This is a genomic window from Rathayibacter sp. AY1B5 (assembly GCF_002932795.1).
In the GTDB taxonomy this organism is placed as follows: domain Bacteria; phylum Actinomycetota; class Actinomycetes; order Actinomycetales; family Microbacteriaceae; genus Rathayibacter.
Genome location: NZ_PSWM01000031.1, coordinates 1 through 19,478 on the forward strand (window position 1 = coordinate 1; position 19,478 = coordinate 19,478).

Consider the following 19,478-nt stretch of genomic DNA (forward strand, 5'->3'; position numbering starts at 1 on the left):
GTCCGGGGTGGGTGCGGCCGGGACGGCGGGGCTCGAGGCGCCGTCGCTCGAGGCGCCGGGGGCGGCCGTGCTCGGGTCGGCAGCGTCGGGGACGGCAGCGTCGGGGACGGCAACGTCCGGCTCCGCACCGTCCGGCCCCGCACTGTCGAGATCGGCACCGGAGTCGGCAGCGTCCTGCTCGGCCGAGCCGGGCTCCTCTCCGCGCGCCCCGGCAGCGGACGCCTCAGCCGCCACCGCCTCCTCCGCCGCACCAGCCGGGTCGAACCGCGCCAGCGCCGCCGTGATGTTGTCGTGGCCGCCGCGCTCGTTCGCCCAGGCGACCAGCGCCTCCGCGAGCGTGACCGGATCGGCGCCCACCCGTTCCTGCGCGTCGCGCAGCACGCGCGCGAGGTCCTCGGCGGCGGACGCGTAGTTCCAGAGCCCGTCGGAGCAGACCAGCACCCACCCCGGCTCGATCAGTTCCTCGGTGGTGACCCGCGGCTCCTCGTCGTGTGCGTCGGCGCCGAGCCAGCGGGTGATGGCGTGCGCGTCGGGCGCCGTCTCGGCCTGCTCCCGCGGCACTCCCGAGGCGATCTGCTCCTGCGCCCACGAATCGTCGACCGTGAGCTGCCGCGGCTCGCCCGCGTCCGGCATCCAGTAGCTGCGGCTGTCCCCCACGTTGCCCGTGACGAGCAGCGCGCCGTCGAGCACCGCCGCGGTGAAGGTGCACGAGGGCGGATTCGACCGCTTCTCGGGCACGGCCGCGTCGATCGCTCCGGAGGCGCGCGCGGTCGCCATCTGCAGGAGCGCGCGCCAGCGGTCCCCTCCCGCGCTCCCGCCGCCGACCTCGGCCTGCAGCGCGCTGAGTGCGGCGCGGGCGGCGGCGAGCGACGCCTTGTCGGAGTCGGGCGTCGACGAGACCCCGTCGCAGACCACGAGCAGCGCCGTCTTCAGAGAGCCGTCGTCGCCGGTGGTCGCCCCCAGCGCCATCGCGTCCTCGTTGGCCGGGTGCCGGAGTCCGCGGTCGCAGACCCCGCCGACCAGCGGGTGCGGCGCCTCCGCCCAGTGCTCGCGCTCGCTCGGTGCGGGGCGTCCGCACTGCTCGCAGTAGCCGTCCTCGGCGACCGCTCCCCCGCAGGAGACGCAGGTGGCGGATCCTCCGACAGCGACGGGCGGAGCGGAGGGAGTGGCCGCGACGATCAGCGGTGTCCCGCAGGCCTCGCAGAACGCGTCGCCCGTCGTGACCGGCTCGCCGCAGTTCGGGCAGGGCGTCGACAGCGCGCCGCTCATGTCAGCGTCCAGCGTCGGACCTCGTTGGCCCGGTCGACGAGGCGCAGGCGCTCGTCGCGCTCGCGGGTGGAGGCGGCGAGCGCGCGATAGGAGGCCTCGAGCCCATCGCGGATCGCGGCCTCGTTCGCCTCGACTCCGCCGAGGGTCGCCCCCTCGGCCGGGCCGTCGCGCCGCACCAGCTCGAGGGCGGAGGCGAGGACCTGCGTCGTGAGCTCGAGGCGGGTCCGCTGATCGATCGACACGGAGTCGACGCTCGCGAGAGCGGCCGAGAGCGCCGGCAGCCCGCGGCCCGACTCCGCCAGCAGCTCCGCCCGGCGGCGGCGCGCGTCGGAGTAGGAGGAGCGCGTGGGCGCGACGATGTCGAGGGCGTCGAGCGCCCCGTCGAGGTCGGAGCGCAGCTGCCGCACCCGGGCGAGCCCGAAGGCGGCCGGTGCCGTGTAGTTCGCGTCGGCGCGGGCACAGATCACGTAGAGGGACTCGGCGACCTCGGGCTCACCGCTCGCCTCGCACGCCGCGGCGAGCGCGAGCTTCGGGGCGAGCTCGCCGGGGACCTGCCCGTAGACGGTGTTGAAGGAGGCGCGGGCCCCGATGTCGTCGCCGCGCGCGAGCTGCGCGAGGCCGCTCATCCAGACCGCCCGCCACTCCCACGGGTCCTCCGTGAGGATCTCGCCCGTCGCGCGGGCCGCCTCCTCCCAGCGCTGCGCCTCGATCGCCGCCCGGGCGCGGGCGAGCCGCACCTCGACCGTCACGGTGGGGGCGAGCTCGAGAGCGCGCAGGCGCACGATCGGGTCGGCCACGTTCACGCCCGCGAGCCACGACCGCGCGGGATCGGACTCGTCGCGGCGGAGCGCCGGCAGCGCGTCCCACGGCGGGACGCGGTCGACCACGTCGGCCACGGGCGCCTCGAACAGGGCCGACTCCGTCGAGTGCAGCGCGGGGTGCCCCGGACCGCGATCGGTCGCGACGACCTCGCGCAGCACCCCGAGCAGCTGGCCGCGCATCTCGTCCACCGTGGCGAAGCGGTCCTGCGGATCGGGAGCGCACGCCTTCGCGATCAGGCGGTAGAAGGAGTCGTAGCGCTGGAACAGCGGCGTCTCGGACACCGGCGGCAGCGAGGCGACGAAGGTCGTCTGGTTGCCGCGGAAGTCGAGCACCAGCGAGGCCAGCGTCCGGCCGATCGTGTAGACGTCGGAGGCGACCGAGGGACCGAGGTCGGCGACCTCCGGAGCCTGGTAGCCGACGGTGCCGTAGATGGCGGAGTCCTCGTCGTCGATCCGGCGCACTCCGCCGAGGTCGATCAGCTTGACCTGGTCGCCCACCTGGATCATGTTGTCCGGCTTGAAGTCGCAGTAGAGGAGCCCGTGGTCGTGCAGGTAGGCGAACGCGGGAAGGACCTCGAGCACGAAGGCGAGCGCCTGGTCCACCGGCAGCGGATCCGCGGCGCCGCCGTTGGCGTCCAGCCGCTCCTTCAGGATCTGCTTGAGGCTCGGCCCGCCGACGTACTCCATCACGATGTAGCCGGCGCCGTCGTGCAGGACGAAGTTGTAGATCTCGACGATCAGCGGGTGCTCGACCTCGGCCAGGAACCGGCGCTCGGTGACGGCCGCGGCGTACGCATCGGGGTCGCCGGAGTTGAGCAGGCCCTTGAGCACCACCCAGCGTCCCGAGACGTTCCGGTCGCGCGCGAGGTAGATCCAGCCCAGGCCGCCGTAGGCCAGGCAGCCGACGACCTCGTACTGGCCGCCGACCACGTCGCCCTTCACCAGCTGCGGGGTGAACGAGAACGGCGTGCGGCAGTTGGGGCAGAACCCCTCGGTGCGGCCGGGCCGACCGTCGCGCCCGCGGCCGACGGCGGTGCCGCAGTGCGAGCAGAAGCGCTTGCGCTCGGGGAGGACCGCCTCGGTCATCAGGGCGGCCGTCGGGTCGGCGGCCGGGCGGGACGGGACCGTGGTGAGCCCGGCGCCGAGCCTCGGGCCGCGCAGGCGGGTCGAGGTGGTGCCGACGCGGCGGGTGACCTTCGAGCCGGTCTGCGCGGTGCGGGCGGAGCCGAGGGCAGCGGTGGCGAGGCGGGCGGAGGAGGTGCGAGTGCTGCGCGCGGTGGCCGACTCCTCCGCGGGTCCGGGTGCCGCGGCACCGGGCGCGCCCTCGACGAAGCCGGTGCCGAAGGCGGCGGAGGCGGTGGCCGGCGGGGAGGCCGGGGCGGCGCGGCGCGCGGTCGGCGTGGAGGCGGCGGCGCCCTCCTCGGGCGGGAGGCCGCAGACGTTGCAGTAGCCGTCCTCGATCGTCCCGGTGCAGCCGGGCGTCGCGGTGCAGCCGGGCGTCGCGGTGCAGGGGGCGCCGTTCATGGGGTGGCCTTCCGGTGGTGCGCGGGGACGGGATGCGGGAGGTCGCGGGTGACGACGTCGTACTGCTCGACCAGGTGGCGGGCGAGCGGGACGGAGCAGGGCACCGCGTCGAGGGCGGCGCGCACCTCCTCCTCGGCCGCGACGCCGACGGCGGTAGCAGCGCGACCGTTGCCCTCGGCCCGCTCCCGCAGCGCCCGGAGGCGGAAGCCCAGAGCGGCGCGCTCGCGCAGGGGCGACGTGTAGGCGGCCTCGACCGCGTCGAACGCGCGGCCGACGGCGGTGAGCCGCGCGAGGTGCGCGTCGAGCGCCTCGCGGTCGGACGGAGGATCGCCCAGCCGGGAGACGTCGGGCACGGCCAGCCGCGGCGGGTCGGCGATCTCGCGGCGGCAGCGGGCCACGAGCTCGCGCAGCGGCGCTTCGCGGCGCTCGGCCGCCTCCGCCAGCTCGCGCGCCCGCCGGCGGTCGCGCTCGAGTCCGCGCCGCTCGGACGCGGCGATGATCAGGTCGCGCTCGAGCCGGGCGGAGTCGCTCTCGAGCTGGCCGAGCGGCCCCGACACGTCGGCTCCCCGGCCCGCCCGCTCGGCGAGCGCGTCGAGGCGGGAGCGCAGCACGCCGACCCGCTCCGCCCGCTCGCGGTCGACCGTGCCAGCCCCGTCGCGGGTGAGATCGCGGCAGCGCTCGATCTCGGCGCGCACCCCGACGATCCGCCCGGCGACGTCGGTGCCGCTGGGGTCGAGCTCGAGCCGGGAGCGCAGCTGGCCGACGACCGCGTCGCAGAGGCGCACGGCCTCCACCAGCGAGACCGCGCCGCTCCCGGAGGCGTCGAGACGGCCCCAGATCAGCTGCGACATCCGCTCGCGCGCCACCACGTCGACGCGGCCGGAGTCCCAGACCGTCTCGAGCTCGGCGAGACGCCGGGTGACGGATTCGCGGAGGGACTGGGCGAGCACCACGTCCGCCGTGTAGTTCTCGGCCTGCGGCGACGCCAGCGCGGCGGCGTCCAGCCGCGAGAGCTCTCGCGTGGTCCGCTGGAGCCAGCGGGTGAGAGCGGCGAGGTACTCGAAGAGCTCGCGCTGCGGCGCGGCCTCCCCCAGCCGGCCCGGAGCGACGGGGGTCCCCTCCGCGAGACCGGTGCTCATCGGCCGTACACCGGGGCCGGCGGCGATGCCTCGCCGAGGACCCCGAGCCAGCGCTCGTAGATGCTCTGCCAGCGGCCGTCGGAGCGGATGCTCTCGAGGGCGGCGTTGACGAAGCGCACGAAGTCCGGGTCGTCGGCGGGGAGGCCGAGGCCGTAGGGCTCCGAGCTCAGGGCGTCGCCGACGACCTTCGCGTACGGGTCCTGCGCCACGAAGCCCGCGAGGATCGTGTCGTCGCCCGCGATCGCGTCGACCTCGCCGGCCTGGAAGAGGGCGAGGCACTGCGAGTGCGTGGCGGCCTCGACGGCCTCCACCTGCGGGTAGTCGTTCTGCAGGCGGCTGAGCGTCGTGGTGCTGCTGGGCGCGCAGACCTTCTCGCCGTCGAGGTCGCCGATGCCCGTGACGGGGGCGCCGTCCGGGTCGTCCGAGACGAGCACCTTGAGGCCCGCGTCGTAGTACTCGGACGAGAAGGCGATCGAGCTCCAGCGGTCGCAGGTCATCGTGAGGGTGCGGGCGACCATGTCGACCTGCGGGGCGCCGTCACCGCCGGTGAGCGCGGGGAGGCGCTGAGCGGAGGTGATCACGACGTAGTCGATCGAGTCGGTGCCGAGGATCGCGCGGGCGACCTCCCGGGCGATGTCGACGTCGAAGCCCTCGATCGACCCCGTGATCGGGTTGCGCGCGCTCATCAGGAGGGTGTCGGCCGAGACGCCGACGCGGAGGGTGCCGCGCCCGCGGATCTCCGCGAGCCTGGTGCTGCCGGTCACGCCGGTCGGCGCGTAGGAGGTGACCGCCGAGGGCGAGCAGTCCGACGCGGCCGGAGCGGCGGGAGCGGCCTCGCTCGCCGTCGGAGTCGGGGTCGCCGCGGCGAGGGGCGTGCCGAGGTCGTCCGCCCCCGTCGTGCAGCCGGTGAGGGCGAGCGCCGCGGCGGTGGCCAGGGCGAGGGCGGCGGCGCGCAGGCGGTTCATCGGTACTCCTCCAGTCGCTGGGCGATGCCGCGCCAGGCGGACACGGCTCCGGCGAGACCCGCCGCCAGCAGGATCCACGAGACGAGGGTCGCGAACTCCGCACCCCTGTCGAGCGTGGTGGCGGCGGCCAGGGCCTTCTCCTGCACCACGTCGCGGGCGTCGTCGGAGAAGGTGGTGAAGAGGTCGTTCGGGGTGCCGTTCCCGGTGATCGTGGCGACGCGGACGGCCTGGTCCCAGTTCCCGGCGTCGTCCGCCGCGCGGATCTCCTCGTGGAACGACTGCCACTGCCCGAACTCGTCGACGAGCCGCGTCCTCGCCAGCTCGTCCTGCAGGCCTCCCGAGAGCTTCTCCCGGGCGGAGTCGACGGCCTGCGTGTAGCGCTCCTCGAGGGCGGCGCCGGAGCCGCGCTTGATCAGCGTGAAGCTCTCGAGCGACTTGGCGTCGCTCGCGGCGATCAGCGCGTTCGAGACGGTGAGCGCCTCGCGGTAGGACTCGACCCGCGCCGTCCCCGCGTCCGCCGCGACCGATCCGTAGGCGAGCGCCCCGCCGACGCCGACGACCAGGAGGAGGGCGGTCCCCGTGGCGAGCGGGCGGTTGAGGTAGCGGTGCGTGCGGCGGGCGAGCCAGAGCTGCGCCGCGAGGAGGAGGACCAGCATCACGAGCGAGCCGATCATCAACAGGACGCTCCAGCGGACCGCGTCGTAGGCGGCCGCGACCCGGTCGGCACCGGAGTCGACCAGCCCGTCGAGGTCCTCGAGGATGCCGCCGTCGCCGGAGAGCGCCGTCGACGCCTGGTCGAGGTAGGCCGAGGCGACGGGGAAGCCCTGCCGGTTGTTGGCTCGAGCCTGCTCGATCAGCCCGCTGTAGGTCGTGATGCTGCTGGCGACGCGGGCGAGGGCCTCGGTGTCGGCCGAATCCGCGGCCGAGAGCCCTGCGATCGCCGACGCGGCGCCGGTGAGGCTCGAGACGTAGGACGCCCGCAGCTCGGTCGGCTCGAGTCCGCCGACGAGGAAGGTGTTGGCGGCGATCGCGTTGGCGTCCACGAGCAGCGTGCGGACGTTCTGCACGCCGAGGAGCTGGGCCGACTGCTCCCGGGCCGTCGTCGCGGCGCGCGCCTGCATCGCTCCGGCCTGCTGCGCGAACACGCCGAACAGCACGGCGGCCAGCGCCGTCAGGGCGAGCAGGAGGCGCAGAGTGCCCGGAGTCGTCGCGGTCGCGCGGGCCAGCAGCGACGGCCTGCGCCGGGCCGCCCGGTTGGCGACCTCGACGAGGGGCGGCTCGGGGATCCTCTCCGCGGGCGGCGCGGCGGGTGCGGTGCTCAACGGCTCTCCTCCTCGGGGTCGTCGGTGACGGGGGGCGCCGCGCCGCTCGGGGCTGCGTCCGGCTGCCCGAAGGCCTCCTCCGAGCCCGCGACCGCGCCCTCGGCGTCCTCGCCGGGCCCGTCCGGGCCGCCCGAGGCGTCGGGGCTCTCCACGACGTCCTCCGGCAGCAGGATGCGCAGCTCGTCGAGCGTCGGCTCCTCCACGTCGCGGAGCCGCCACGCGTGCCGGGCGATCGCCGCGTCGAGGACGTTGCGGACCCAGCGCCCGTTGCCGAACGCCTCCGTGCGCTGCTGCGCCGAGGCGAGGCCCGCGAACGCGGCGAGCGCCTCCTCCGTCGGCTCGAAGTCCGCGGAGGCGGCGAGGCGGCCGAAGATCGCCGAGAGCTCGTCGTCCGAGTAGTCGGCGAAGTCGATCGTGGTCGAGAAGCGGCTGGCGAGACCCGGGTTCGTGTCGAGGAAGCCCTGCATCGGCCCGGAGTAGCCGGCGACGATCACGACGAGGTCGCCGCGGTGGTCCTCCATGTCCTTCACCAGGGTGGTGACCGCCTCTGCTCCGTACTGGTCGAGCGCGAGCGCGTAGGCCTCGTCGATGAACAGGACCCCGCCGCGCGCGGAGGCGATCACCTCCGCGGTCTTCGTCGCGGTCTGCCCGAGGTAGCCGGCGACCAGCTCCGAGCGGTCGACCTCGACGAGCACGCCCTTCGAGAGGATGCCCAGCGATCGGTAGATCCGCGAGACCAGCCGCGCCACCGTCGTCTTGCCCGTGCCGGGGTTCCCCGTGAAGACGAGGTGGCGGGTGAGCGTGGGCGTGCTGAGTCCGGCGGCCTGGCGCAGCGTGTCGATCCGGAGCAGCTGAGTCTGCCGCTTGATCTCGCTCTTCACCCGGTCGAGCCCGATCAGCGCGTCGAGCTCGGCGAGCAGGTCGTCGATGGACTCCGGCGGATCGAGCGGCTCCGGCTCCGAGGCGGGCTCCGCAGCGGCAGCGGCGGCGGGGGCCGGCTCGTCCTGCGGGCCGTCGTGCTCGGTCCGGCGGAGGCGCTCGAGGATCTCGTCGACCCCGGGCACGCCGGCGGGCAGACCGGTCGGCAGGTCGGCGCTCGCGGCACCGTCCGGCGTCCGGCCGGTCGTTCGCAGTGCTCCCCCGCCCGTCGTCGCAGCGGCTCCCCGGGCGCCCGGGACGGCCGAGAGCTGGGCCGCGGCGGTCGCGGAGGCGGAGGCGATGCCGCCGATGCCCGGGTCGCCGAGAGCGCTGGCCGCCGATACGACCTCGGTGAGGGCGCGGGCGTAGGGGGCGGCGTGCGGAGAGCCGGCGGCGACCAGTGCGGCGAGCTGATCGGTCGGCCCCGACCGCCAGCGCCGGCCGCTCGAGGCGGCGGTGAAGAACGCCTCCAGGCCGCCCGTCGCGCCGGTCGCGGCGAGCCAGTCCGGCCCGGCGCCACGGATCGACTCGGCGACGGCGGCGGCCAGACGCGCACCCTCGTCGCGGACGGCGGCGGCATCGAGTCCGGCGGCGGTCCCCGCGAGCACGAGGGCGTCCAGGGCCGGGGCGAGCGCGGTCACGAGGCGCTCGGCGGGGTCAGCGAGCCGGATCCGGACGGCGCTCCCGGCTGCGGAGGCGCGTCGAGACCGCTCGGGGAGAGCGAGGACTCCGTGAACTTCTCGGCCAGGAACTGCCCGTGCGCGATCAGCGCCGAGGCGTCCTGCCGTGAGACGGCGTCCGAGATGCGGTCGAGCGTGCCTCCGAGGAGGTCGAGCTGGTCGCAGAGGATCATCAGCGAGGTCTTCCCCCTGTGCACGGCGCGGCGGTCGGCGAAGTCCCTCGGCAGGCGGAGGTAGCCCTCGACCGCCTCGGGGAGGTAGCTGGTCGCGGTCGCGACGACGGTGTGGCCCTGCCGGCTCATCCCGCCGAGGCGGTCGAGGCGGGGCACCATCTCGCGGACCGTCTCGTCGATCCGCTGGATGCGCGCCGCGACGATGCCGGGCACCTGCCCCTCGGTCCGCGCGCCGACCCTGTCGAGCGCCGCGAGGATGTCCTCGCTCGTCGGGACGCTCGGCAGAGCGGGCGCGGTCTCCTCCGGTGCCGCGGGGGCACCCGTGAACAGTCGGGAGAACCAGCCCATCGGCTAGCGGCCGAGATCGAGCGAGGACGTCGCGTCGATGTCCGAGTTGCTGCGGCGGGCCCGCTCGACGTACTCGCCGGCCTTCGCGGTCTCGGTCTGGAGGACTCCGACGGTCTGGGCCATGCTGTCGAGCGCCTTGATCTTGAAGTCCGAGATCGAGTCCATCGTCTGGTAGATGTTCGCGAACGCGGCCTGCAGCTGCGGCAGCCCGACCGTGGCCGAGGCGGCCTGCGACTGGATCGAGGCCGACTGGTCGGCGAGCATGCGCGAGGTGGCCTCGATCATGTTGGACGTCGTGGTGTTCAGCGCCGTGATCTGATCGAGCACGAGCCGCTGGTTGGCGAGCGCCTGTGCCACGATGACCGCGGTCCGCAGCGCCGAGACGGTCGTGGTCGTCGCCCGGTCCACGCCCTTGATCAGCTCGACGTTGTTCTTGATGACGACGTCGATCGCGAGGTAGCCCTGGATCGACACGGCCAGCTGGGTCAGCAGGTCCTGGTGCTTCTGGCGCGCGTAGAAGAGGACGTCCTCGCGCAGCGCCTTCGCCCGCTCCGGGTCGGTCGCGTCGAGCTCGGCGATCTTCGCCGAGAGCTTCACGTCGAGCCGCTCGGCGACGTAGATGTACTCGTTGAGACGGGTCATCGTCTCCCAGAGGTTCTGCTTCTCGAGGTTCAGGGCCGCGTTGTCCTTCCGCAGCTCGTCCTGCCCGTCGTACAGGGCCTGGATGATCGCGTTCAGGTGCGACTGCGCGCTCTCGTACCGGCGGAAGTAATCGGTGATCCTGTTGCCGAACGGGATGAAGCCGAGGATCTTCTTCTGCAGGTTGTCCTCGGACGGGTCCAGGTCCTCCACCGTGCGCCGCAGCTCGAGCAGCGTCCTGCCGATGGTCGAGCCCTCGGCGAGCCCGCCCTCCTTCAGAGCGCGCACCGGCGTGCTCAGCAGCCGGTTCGACGAGTCGGCGGCCGAGCGGATGTCGGCGTCGCCCATCGTGCGGATGTCGTTGGCCCGGGTCGCGAACTCGGGGCTGCGCGCCTCCGTCGCCAGGAGCGTGTCCAGGTAGCCGTCGACCTTCGCCTCGAGGCCGGGCAGAGCGGCCTCCGGCACCTTCGGAGCGATCGACGGCGCCGAGGTGGTCGGCACCGCCGCCACCGGCTCCGGCGGCGTGAGCGAGAGGGCGTTCTGGACGGGCGGCTGCAGGGCCTCGGTCATCGGGATCCTCACCGTTCCTGGCGCTCGGCGCCGACTGGGATGAACGTCCGCCCAGCATATCCCGGGCCCTCCCGCGGGATCCCCGCGAGCCGCCTCGTCCGAGGACTCGACGCGAGAGGGCGGCTGTGGAGGAGCGTCGGCCGCCGGTCAGACCGCCTTCGGACGCCTCCGCAGCGTCGCCACCGCGACTCCGGCCAGGGCGAGCGCGCCTCCGAGCAGCGCGGCGAGCGGCGGGGTCTCGCCGAGGACGAGCCAGGACAGCAGCACGACCACCGCGGGCACCGCGTAGGTGGACGCCGCGGTGCGGCCCGCGCTGGAGCGCGCGAGGACGTATCCCCACGTCGTGAAGGCGACGGCCGTCGGGAAGATCCCGAGGTAGACCACGGCCAGGATCGAGGAGAGCGGAGCGGCGGCGAGCGCCTCGACGAGCTCCGGGGCGAAGGGCAGGCACGCGACCGTGCCGGCGAGGCAGCCGAGCCAGGTCATCGTCGGCGCGTCGATCCGGCCCAGCAGGCGCTTCTGGAGGGTCGCCGCGCTGCCGTAGACGACGGCGGCGACCAGGCCGAGGGCGACACCGATCACGTCGAACTGCCCGGTGGAGGTGGAGAACGCGATCACCGCGACGCCGGTCAGCGCCACGAGCATCCCCGCGAGGAGGCGGCGGGGGAACCCCTCCCCCAGCAGCAGCCCGGCGAGCACGGCGGTGATCATCGGCGCGATGTTGACCAGCAGCGCCGCCGTCCCCGCGTCGACGTGCCGCTCCGCCGCGTTGAGCGCCAGGTTGTAGACCCCGAACCAGGCGACTCCCCAGCCCAGCACGAGCAGGAGGAGGCGCCCGCGCGGGACCGCCGCGCGCGGGTCGGGAGCCGCCTCCGAGCGGCGCCTCCGGGCGGTGAGGACGACACGCACGACCGTGAGCGCGAGCGACCCGACCACGATGCGGCCGAGGGTCAGCGCGCCCGGGCCGAAGTCCTCCGTCGTGGCGCGGATGCCGACGAAGGCCGACGCCCAGAGCAGGACGGTGACCGCGATCGCGCCCCACAGCAGGAGGGCGTCCCTCGTGGAGGGCGGGGCGGAGGAGGAGACGGCGGTCATGAGGCCATCGTGGCGCTGCCGGCGATTCAGCACCAGTTCCGTTCACTGTCGGATCATTCAGCGGGACTGTACGGTCGTCCCATGCTCGACGTGCACCGGCTCCGCATCCTCCGCTCCGTCGTCGCCTCCGGCTCGATCGCGGGAGCCGCCTCCGGCCTCGGCTACACGCCCTCCGCCGTCAGCCAGCACCTCACCGCTCTGCAGCGCGAGACCGGACTGACCCTGCTGGAGCGGGTGGGGCGCGGCGTCCGCCCGACTCCCGCCGGACGCGCCCTCGCCGCCCAGGCGGACCGCGTCCTCGAGCGCCTCGCCGAGGCGGAGGCCGTGGTGGAGGAGCTGCGCGAGGGCCGCTCCGGCCGCCTCTCGGTGACGTACTTCGCCTCCGTCGGCAGCGCCTGGATGCCGGAGGTCGCCCGCCGGCTGACCGCTGCGTTCCCCGGCCTCGCCCTCGACCTGCGCCTGGGTGAGGAGCTCGACGACGACCTCGGGGCGCGCCCCGACGTGCAGCTCCTGGTCGCCTCCTCCGAGCCGACCGCTCCCGGGTTCACGGCGCACCACCTCCTCGACGACCCGTACCTCGTCGTCCTGCCCGACGGACATCCGCTCGCCTCCCGGAGCGAGATCGACCTCGCCGAGCTCGCTACCGAGCGCTGGGTCGACAACGACCTGCCCACCGGCTGGTGCCGCCGGAACGTCGTGGAGGCCTGCGCCGCCGCCGGATTCGCGCCGCCCTTCCACGTCCAGGCGAACGACCACATCACCGCCGCCGCGTTCGTCGCCGCGGGAATGGGAGTGACGGTCCTGCCGGAGCTCGCGGCCCACCGCCTGCCCGACGGCGTCCGCGCCGTGCCCGTCGTCCGCCCCCGGCCCGTCCGCTCCCTCGAGGCCGTCGTGCGGAACTCCGCCGCCTCCTCCGCACCGGTGGCCCTGGTGCTGGAGACGCTGAAGGCCCTCGCCGCGCGCCGCTGAGCGCGCCTGGACGGGCGAGCTCGCAGCACATCGGAGCACGATGGGCGCGTGAGCTCCGTCGAACCCGTCACCCGTTCCGCGCCCGCGCTCGGCGGGCCGCGCATCCTGAAGCAACGCTGGACCGAGGCGACGTTCCTGCACTGGCGCGTCGACCCCGCCCTGGTGGCGCCCCACCTTCCGGCCGGGACGAGGCCGGACGAGCACGACGGCTCCTCCTGGGTGGGCCTGATCCCGTTCCGGCTCTCGCGGACGGCCTTCCTCGGCGGCCCGCGGGTGCCCTGGCTCGGCACCTTCCCCGAGGTGAACGTCCGGCTCTACTCCGTCGACGAGCAGGGACGACGCGGAGTCGTGTTCGTGTCGCTCGACGCCTCGCACCTCCTTCCCGTGCTCACCGCGCAGGCGGTGTTCGGGCTCCCCTACCGCTGGGCTCGGATGAGCATCGAGCACCGCCACGGCGCGGTGATCTACGACACGATCCGGCACGCGGACTCGGCCGCCCGCTCCCGGATCGTCGTCCGCCCGGGCGAGGCCGTCGGCGAGGACCCGCTCGCCTCGTTCCTCACCGCACGCTGGGCCTACCACGAGCGTCACCTGGGCTCCACCTGGTACGGCCGCAACCTGCACCGGCCGTGGCCGCTGCGCCGCGCGGCGCTTCTGGCGCTCGACGACGGACTGCTCGACGCCGCGGGCTTCCCCGGGCTGGCGTCGCGCGCGCCGGACTCGGTGCTGTACTCGCCGGGAGTGGAGACGGTGTTCACCGTGCCGCGGCGGGTGTGAGAGCCGCCCCGCTGCGGGTCGCGACGCTGCTCCGGCGGCGCCGTTCAGGGCAGGCGGAGAGCGCTCGTCCTCGGAGCGGTGACGGTGCGGGGAGGCAGCCAGCCGCGCTGGACGGCGAGCACCCCCGCCTGGAAGCGGCTGTCGGCGCCGAGCAGCTCGAACAGGCCGGCGATGTGGCGACGACAGGTGCGCACACTGATGTCGAGCCGGCTGGCGATGACCTCGTCGGTGAGTCCCGCGGTGAGTCCGGAGAGGATCGCGGACTGGACGGCCGACAGCCCCGCGTCGCCCGCCGGAGGGGCCTCCGCGCGGAACGGCGCGGCGAACTCCCACGCCGCGTCGAACACGTGCACGAAGGCCGAGATCACATCAGGAGAGCGGATGACGAGTGCGGCGCGGTCGTCCTCGTCCCGCTGGCGGGAGACGAGGGCGAGGGTGCGGTCGAAGACCAGGAGGCGGAACGGCACGAGCGGCAGCGTGCGGAACTGCGCTCCCAGGGGCTCCAACTCGGCGACGGTGCGCTGAGTCGGCAGGTGGTCGCGGCGGCGATCGTGGTACATCGTGCGACGCGAGACGCCCTGCGCGAGGAGTGCCCGGTCCTTCTCGTTGCTCTCCTCGTGCCGCTCGACACTCGCTCCGCTTCCCGGCTGGACGATGAGCACCTCGCGGGACACGCGCCGACCGACGTCGATCAGCAGGCGCATGACCGTCACCGGGTCCTCGACCACCTCGACCTGCGAGACGCTCGCCACGGTGTCACGGGCCTCGCGGTACGCGGGCAGCAGGGCCATCAGCTCACTGCGCTGCTTCGTCACGGCGGCCCGCAGATCGTGGATGCGGCGCTCGTCCTCGTCGACCAGGCCGGCGAGCGCGACATCGGGCGCGGTCGCGGCCAGCGCCTCGCCTCCCTCGTGCAGCGGGGTGAGGAGCCGCCGCGCGACGAGTTCGTCCCGTGCCTCGACGAGCTCGCGGACCCGCACGCCGAGATCCATCGACGCGCCGTCGATCGTCCATTCGGAGCGCGCGCACACGTACAGATACAGCTCGACGGCATGCTCGCTCAGCACTCGACTACTCCCCCCGGACGGACCCGCCGATCCTACTCACCGATCCGGGGTGGGAGCTCGGCGAGCCGGTCATGACGGCCACAGGCCGTCGGCCCACGCACGTTCGACGGGCAGCGCGTGCGCCGGACGGCGCGGCGCCGGCTCCTCCGAGTGGCACGGCTCCGAAGGGCGCGGCTCCGAGCCGGACCGCTCCTGGTCGGCCGGCTCCGGGTCGGACCGCTCCGGGTCGGCCGGGGCGCCCGCGGCGGCCTCCTCCCGGTCAGGCACGGCGCCCTCGCCGGAGCGACACGACGGCCAGCACCGCCAGCTCGGCCGCGAAGACGAACGAGACGACGCCGAAGACGAGCGCGCCGCCGAGCCGGAACAGCGGTGTCATCGCGGCGAGGGCGATCATGGGTGCCGTCAGCGCGACGACGAGAGGCCCGCGACCGGCTGCCGGCCGGGCGCGGACAGTGCCGACGATCGCGAGCGCGGTCGCGGCGACGGCGACGAGGACCAGGGCGATCGTCACTCCGATCACCTCGAGGCCGCCGAGCAGGGATGCGCCGAGCGCGATCCAGGCGAGGGCTCCGACGGCCGCAGCGGCGGTCGTGCGAGCGGCGACGGGGGTGCGGGTGGTGGCCGAATTGCTCATCGGTTCTGTCCTTTCGTTGACGGTCGAGGATCTGTGGACGACAGGGCCGTCCAGTCCCGCGCGTGGATCCCGAGCAGGGCCTCCTCGCGCGGGAGGTACCCGAGCCGGTTCATCAGCATGTGGTTCTGGTGGAACACGAGGTGCTGCGGGGTGCGCGGCACCTCCATCCTCCCCGCCGCGGCGAGGTGGTCGTCGATCGCGCGGAACCAGCGGCGGCGCCACGCCTGCACCCCGGGCAGGGCCGCCGTGCGCCGCAGGCGCTCGCCGACCGCGTCCCGGTGCCCGGCGGCCTGCGCCTCCAGAGCGACGCGCAGCGTCTCGTCGCCGAGGACGGCCCCCGTCCACCATCGCGAGTGGATGTGCCAGAAGCGCGACCAGGAGACGGCCCGTCGCGCGGGCCATCGACCCGCGCGGGCGCCGTGCAGGAGCGCACCGGCCGCATCGGCGAGCAGGAGCGCCGCGAGCGCATCGCGTGCGCCGCCCTTCTCGTGCTCCGAGACGCCCCAGAGCGCGAGCTCCGACGAGAACTCGAACAGCCGCTCCGCCAGCTCGACGCCGTCGAGACCGCCGTACTTGTCGATCTCGGGCTCGTAGACCGCGGGCCGCACCCCGACCGCGTCGCCGGCACCCGCGAGGAGGGCGGCGCCCGCTCCGGGCACGAGCTCGATCGGCCGCGCTCGGGGCGCGGTCGTGATCAGTTCGAGGTGCGCGCCGAGGTCGTCGACGCTGCGCACGAGGCGGTCGAGGCTCGCCCCCGGTCCGAAGACGCGCAGGCGCAGGTGCGGCCCCCTGCGATCGACGTAGCGGAGGAAGAACCAGCGGCTCGCGCCGAGCGCCCGCACCTCGGCGAGCACGGGCGGCAGGAGCCCCGCGACCACATCGTCGGTCGCGTCCACTCCTCCGGTGTACAGGCACGCGTACCACCACTGCGGGGCGTCGGCGAGCTCGACCGGCCGTGACGCGGCCCCGAGGAGCATCACCGGTCCTCACCCCCGAGCAGCACGACGTGCTCGACGGCGCGGAGGGAGCCGTCGGAGGCGCGCGCGTACTCCGAGGGAGCGGGCAGCGCCTCCGTGAATTCGACGCCGCGCAGGTCGTCGCGTCGATGGGCCTCGGCGAGCATCGTCTCGAGCAGCCGGAGCGAGTGCGGGCTGCGCAGATCGATCGCGACGGGCTTGCGGCCCACCGGATCCAGCGCGATGCGCGCCCTGACGAGGCGTGCGAACACCAGCGGCGGCAGTCCGTGCTCGCGCCGCCAGCGTCCGACCGAGCGGAGCAGCTCGACATCGCCGCCGGATCCGGACGGCGGACCGCCGGCCGGCAGACCGGCGGGGAGCTGGGAGGCGGGCACGGTCCAGAGCGCGCGACGGGTGACGATCCTCCCGGTGGTGCGCCGTGGGCGCGACACGACCCGGCCGGCGTCGGCGAGGACCGCGAACGCGGGCGATCCGAGGCGCGGCAGCCGCCACGGGTCGGCGAGGAGGGCGAGGATCCGCTCCGGCCCGCTGAGCAGGTGCGACGGCACCAGTCCGAGGTAGAAGGGCACGACGGGCGTGCCGTCGGCGGTCAGCAGCTCGATCGACTCGGTGGCCGGATCGTGGTGCAGGCGGAGCCCCGCGAACTCGACCGCGGCGGCACGCTCCTCCGTCACCGGAGCCTCGACCGGCAGCGACAACCGCGGCAGCGTGCCCGCGGCAGCGGACTGCATGCCGTTGACCTCCCACGAGGGCACGAACTCGACGGCGAGCCCGCCCCGCGCGAGACGGCGGGCGCGATCGGCGAGCAGGGGTCGGAGACCGGCGTGCAGCGCGCCGAGACGGCTGACGAGTCCCCCCTGGCCCCCGAGGAGCTGGTTGACCACGAGCAGCGGCGTGCTCCCGTGCACGACCTGCACGGCGACGGCGGCGGTGGCGGTCGGCATCGACCGGCCGAGCGGAGGCTCCGGCACCTCGATCCCCGACGCGTCGGCTCCCGGTCCCGCGAGCGCCGCGCGGAGCGCCTCATCGGCGCTCGCGGCGAGCAGCCAGCGCCACGGGTCCTCGATCGTGCCGCCGACTCCGCAGCGCTCGACGACCGCGGCGACGAGCGCCCGGTACGCGGGCGAGCGGGTCGTGCGGCGGGCCACGGAGCCGGCGAAGCGCTCGAACTCGTCCTCGAGATCGGGCGCGGGGCCGGCGACGGCGACCGACGGAGCCGCGTCGACGTAGACCTCGAAGCGGCGGCGCCCCGCGCTCACGCCGCGATCGGCGAGAGCACGCTCGGCCCGGTCGCGCAGCGCCGCTCGACGGCGGCCGCGCTCGACCCCGGTCAGGGCGGTGACGGCGCGCGCGTCGGCGGCGAGCTCGGCGAGCAGGGCTCCGGCGGGATGCTCGGGGATCGAAGCGTCCAGCCGCGCGGCGAGCACGTCGAGGGGGTGGCGCTCGGCGTAGCCCCAGGGCGCGACGACGCGCAGGAGCCCCGCGTCGAACATGCGGAGGTAGGCGGCGAACGGATCGCTCCCTCCGAGCTCGTCGAGGAGGCGTCCGAGCGGTCTGCGTCCGCCGCGCTGCAGCGCCTCGAGCACTGCGCCGGTCTCGCGGAGGGCCACCCGCAGGGTGCTGCGCCAGACGAAGTCGGGGGTCTCGAGCAGCTCCGCGACGGCGACGGGCTCGCGCACCGGGTCGAGACCGCCGGTGGGCAGCGGCTCGATCTCGAGGGCGGCGACGGCGGTCTCGTCGCGGGCGAGCACGTCGAGCCAGGCCGCGGCGTAGGCGTGGGTGACCGCGGCGGCCGGGGCGGAGGGTGCGGGCGCGTCGGCGAGCGCGACCGTGGTGAGCGTGCCGAACGGGCTGGTCTTGCAGGCGGCGCGGGTGGCGTACGAGAGCAGGCTCCTGGCGGCGTGGCGTCCGGGATCGAGGGCGGCGCGGCCGGGAGCGGCGGCGAAGTCCGGGCTGGCGTCGGCGATGGCGCCGATCACCTGGGGGTCGTCGCGCAGGGCCGTGAGCGCGGCTGTGGCTCTCGCGGTCCCTCGGTCGACGGCGTCGCGATGGCGATCGCCGAGCACGGCGCGCAGGCCGGCCGCCTCCGCCCAGGCGGTGACCGCCTCCGCGTCGGAGGGACGCCCCGCCAGCGCGATCCCGATCGCGGCGAGCAGGGCGGGGTCGAGGGCCGCCGGAGTCGCCGAGCGGGTGCAGCGGCGCAGGGCCAGCACGGCGCGGCGGAGGGTCCGGTCGTCGTCGAGGAGCGGGACGAGGCGGTGCAGAGCGCCGCTGGCCGCCACGCCCAGAACCGGGAGCCGCGCCTCGAGGTCGTCGAGGCGGGCGGCGAGCTCGTCGGCGCCCTCGGGCGCCTGGGGCAGCCGCTCGGCGTCGAGGCCTGCGACCCGATCGAGACGGAGGCGCTGGACGGGCGTGCGCGGGGCGGGGACGGTGATGCTCATGAGAGGACCTCCACGAGTCCGATGACGGTGCGGGCGACCCCCGCGACCAGAAGCACGAGGAAAGCGAGGCAGGCGAGGGCGTAGCCGACGAAGAATCGGTGGCGGCGGGCGGACAGCGCGGCGACTCCCTGCGGCAGCGGGAGGCGCAGGAGCCGGTGGGTGAGGAAGGAGAGGGCCTGGCCGCGGACGTTCACCTCTCCGGCGAGCGCCGAGACGGCGTGGTACCCGTCGGACGGGGTGACCGGGTTCAGGTTCATGACGGTGAGGAACGCCTGGAAGACCAGCAGCACGAACGCGAGATCGCCGACCTCGCCGGGCGCGGTCAGCGCGACGGCGGCCGCGACTCCGAACCAGAGCTGGTCGTTGACCGGGCCTGCGAGCGAGAGGAAGGCCCGGGACCGCCGGTCCGGGACGCGGTAGGCGTCGGTGCGATCGACGTATCCCACCGGCATGACGTAGAGCATCAGCCCGATCCCCGCCTCGCGGACGGGAACGCGCAGGTACTGGCAGACCAGCGCGTGCGAGAGCTCGTGCGCGGCGATCTGCGCGAACAGCAGCGGATAGACGAGCCAGAGGTGGGCGGGTGGGCGCCAGTCGGCGCCGGCGGTCGCCAGGGCGAGGACGCCGAGCACGGCGCCGAGCGCGGCGAGGGCCACCCACAGGGCGACCAGCTGCGACCCCGGCACGGAGCGCAGCGGTGCGATCAGCGGTTCGAGCGCTCGGTCGACGCTGCGCGTCAGCGGCAGGCGCAGCAGGTGCTCGCGGCGCATGAACCGAGCGATGCCGCGGCGGCCTCCGACGCGCGCAGGCGGCTCGTCGAGGGCGCCGGCCTGGCGCAGGCCGTGGGCGAGGCGGGCGAGGCGATCGGCGACCTGGTCCGCGTCGCGCTCGCCGCGGATCCGCTCGACGAGTTCGGATCCGGCGGCACTGCCGTCGAACAGCGGCAGGAGGGGGACGACCTCGCGGCCGATCGCGATGTAGCGGCCCGACGCCCCGATGTGCAGGAGGGGCTTGTCGTCGAGGCCGGCGAGAAGCTCCGCGTCGGCGCGCAGGCGCGGGCGGCTGTCGCGGAACCAGTCCACGGGCGCGTCCTCCAGTGCGGAGGCGGTGCCGCGGACAGTGGTCGTGGTGCTCACGCTGTTCCTCGTTT

Annotated in this window: 16 protein-coding genes; 2 read left to right on the forward strand and 14 right to left on the reverse strand. The window is 74.9% G+C overall.

Features of this window, described 5'->3' with window-relative positions; translation table 11 throughout:
* The 9 genes from C5D44_RS15675 to C5D44_RS15715 all read right to left on the reverse strand — a co-directional run.
* Positions 1-1,269: PP2C family serine/threonine-protein phosphatase (locus C5D44_RS15675; RefSeq protein WP_146088072.1), on the reverse strand; the 1,269-nt coding region annotated here is incomplete at its 3' end.
* Positions 1,266-3,614, reverse strand: a complete 2,349-nt coding sequence (locus C5D44_RS15680) for a serine/threonine-protein kinase (RefSeq protein ID WP_104282205.1) — start codon at positions 3,612-3,614, stop codon at positions 1,266-1,268. The genes C5D44_RS15675 and C5D44_RS15680, both read right to left, overlap by 4 nt.
* Positions 3,611-4,753, reverse strand: a complete 1,143-nt coding sequence (locus tag C5D44_RS15685) for a hypothetical protein (RefSeq protein WP_104282206.1) — start codon at positions 4,751-4,753, stop codon at positions 3,611-3,613. Before C5D44_RS15685 ends, C5D44_RS15680 begins: the two co-directional genes overlap by 4 nt.
* Positions 4,750-5,718 (reverse strand): glutamate ABC transporter substrate-binding protein, encoded by a 969-nt coding sequence (locus C5D44_RS15690; RefSeq protein WP_104282207.1) that lies wholly within the window; start codon positions 5,716-5,718, stop codon positions 4,750-4,752. Before C5D44_RS15690 ends, C5D44_RS15685 begins: the two co-directional genes overlap by 4 nt.
* Complete coding sequence (locus C5D44_RS15695; RefSeq protein WP_104282208.1) at positions 5,715-7,040, reverse strand: hypothetical protein; 1,326 nt, start codon at positions 7,038-7,040, stop codon at positions 5,715-5,717. The genes C5D44_RS15690 and C5D44_RS15695 overlap by 4 nt, the downstream gene beginning before the upstream one ends.
* A complete protein-coding gene (locus C5D44_RS15700; protein WP_104282209.1) occupies positions 7,037-8,599 on the reverse strand; it encodes an AAA family ATPase in 1,563 nt (520 codons plus the stop codon). Before C5D44_RS15700 ends, C5D44_RS15695 begins: the two co-directional genes overlap by 4 nt.
* The gene (locus tag C5D44_RS15705; RefSeq protein ID WP_258065179.1) at positions 8,596-9,159 is read right to left on the reverse strand and encodes a hypothetical protein; all 564 of its coding nucleotides are present in this window, start codon (positions 9,157-9,159) and stop codon (positions 8,596-8,598) included. Before C5D44_RS15705 ends, C5D44_RS15700 begins: the two co-directional genes overlap by 4 nt.
* Before the next feature lie 3 nt (positions 9,160-9,162).
* Positions 9,163-10,368: a toxic anion resistance protein gene (locus C5D44_RS15710; RefSeq protein ID WP_104276874.1), complete on the reverse strand. Its 1,206-nt coding sequence runs from the start codon at positions 10,366-10,368 to the stop codon at positions 9,163-9,165.
* A gap of 147 nt (positions 10,369-10,515) precedes the next feature.
* Positions 10,516-11,463 carry a DMT family transporter gene (locus tag C5D44_RS15715; RefSeq protein ID WP_104276873.1) on the reverse strand — a complete coding sequence of 316 codons (948 nt, stop codon included), beginning with the start codon at positions 11,461-11,463 and terminating at the stop codon, positions 10,516-10,518.
* Positions 11,464-11,544: 81 nt separating this feature from the next.
* On the opposite strand from C5D44_RS15715, the gene C5D44_RS15720 reads away from it, so the two are divergent.
* Positions 11,545-12,432 carry a LysR family transcriptional regulator gene (locus tag C5D44_RS15720; protein WP_104276872.1) on the forward strand — a complete coding sequence of 296 codons (888 nt, stop codon included), beginning with the start codon at positions 11,545-11,547 and terminating at the stop codon, positions 12,430-12,432.
* Positions 12,433-12,480: 48 nt separating this feature from the next.
* On the forward strand, positions 12,481-13,209 hold the full coding sequence (locus tag C5D44_RS15725) for a YqjF family protein (protein WP_104276871.1): 729 nt from the start codon (positions 12,481-12,483) through the stop codon (positions 13,207-13,209).
* A 44-nt stretch (positions 13,210-13,253) separates the two neighbouring features.
* On the opposite strand, the gene C5D44_RS15730 is transcribed toward C5D44_RS15725, so the two are convergent.
* From C5D44_RS15730 to C5D44_RS15755, 5 genes are all read right to left on the reverse strand, one after another.
* Positions 13,254-14,276, reverse strand: a complete 1,023-nt coding sequence (locus C5D44_RS15730) for a helix-turn-helix transcriptional regulator (protein ID WP_104282210.1) — start codon at positions 14,274-14,276, stop codon at positions 13,254-13,256.
* 259 nt (positions 14,277-14,535) lie between these two features.
* Entirely contained in the window at positions 14,536-14,910 is a 375-nt protein-coding gene (locus C5D44_RS15740; protein ID WP_104276868.1) for a hypothetical protein, read from the reverse strand.
* Positions 14,907-15,887: a lantibiotic dehydratase C-terminal domain-containing protein gene (locus tag C5D44_RS15745; RefSeq protein ID WP_104276867.1), complete on the reverse strand. Its 981-nt coding sequence runs from the start codon at positions 15,885-15,887 to the stop codon at positions 14,907-14,909. Before C5D44_RS15745 ends, C5D44_RS15740 begins: the two co-directional genes overlap by 4 nt.
* Entirely contained in the window at positions 15,887-18,328 is a 2,442-nt protein-coding gene (locus tag C5D44_RS15750) for a hypothetical protein (protein ID WP_104282212.1), read from the reverse strand. Before C5D44_RS15750 ends, C5D44_RS15745 begins: the two co-directional genes overlap by 1 nt.
* On the reverse strand, positions 18,325-19,464 hold the full coding sequence (locus C5D44_RS15755; protein ID WP_104282213.1) for a M50 family metallopeptidase: 1,140 nt from the start codon (positions 19,462-19,464) through the stop codon (positions 18,325-18,327). Before C5D44_RS15755 ends, C5D44_RS15750 begins: the two co-directional genes overlap by 4 nt.
* Positions 19,465-19,478: the final 14 nt, after the last annotated feature.

What these genes read in the sequence shown, in the direction of transcription:
- C5D44_RS15680 (WP_104282205.1), bottom strand. Translation starts at nt 3,614, where the DNA reads ATGAACGGCGCCCCCTGCACCGCGACGCCCGGCTGCACCGCGACGCCC.
- C5D44_RS15685 (WP_104282206.1), bottom strand. Translation starts at nt 4,753, where the DNA reads ATGAGCACCGGTCTCGCGGAGGGGACCCCCGTCGCTCCGGGCCGGCTG.
- C5D44_RS15690 (WP_104282207.1), bottom strand. Translation starts at nt 5,718, where the DNA reads ATGAACCGCCTGCGCGCCGCCGCCCTCGCCCTGGCCACCGCCGCGGCG.
- C5D44_RS15705 (WP_258065179.1), bottom strand. Translation starts at nt 9,159, where the DNA reads ATGGGCTGGTTCTCCCGACTGTTCACGGGTGCCCCCGCGGCACCGGAG.
- C5D44_RS15710 (WP_104276874.1), bottom strand. Translation starts at nt 10,368, where the DNA reads ATGACCGAGGCCCTGCAGCCGCCCGTCCAGAACGCCCTCTCGCTCACG.
- C5D44_RS15715 (WP_104276873.1), bottom strand. Translation starts at nt 11,463, where the DNA reads ATGACCGCCGTCTCCTCCTCCGCCCCGCCCTCCACGAGGGACGCCCTC.
- C5D44_RS15720 (WP_104276872.1), top strand. Translation starts at nt 11,545, where the DNA reads ATGCTCGACGTGCACCGGCTCCGCATCCTCCGCTCCGTCGTCGCCTCC.
- C5D44_RS15740 (WP_104276868.1), bottom strand. Translation starts at nt 14,910, where the DNA reads ATGAGCAATTCGGCCACCACCCGCACCCCCGTCGCCGCTCGCACGACC.
- C5D44_RS15745 (WP_104276867.1), bottom strand. Translation starts at nt 15,887, where the DNA reads ATGCTCCTCGGGGCCGCGTCACGGCCGGTCGAGCTCGCCGACGCCCCG.
- C5D44_RS15750 (WP_104282212.1), bottom strand. Translation starts at nt 18,328, where the DNA reads ATGAGCATCACCGTCCCCGCCCCGCGCACGCCCGTCCAGCGCCTCCGT.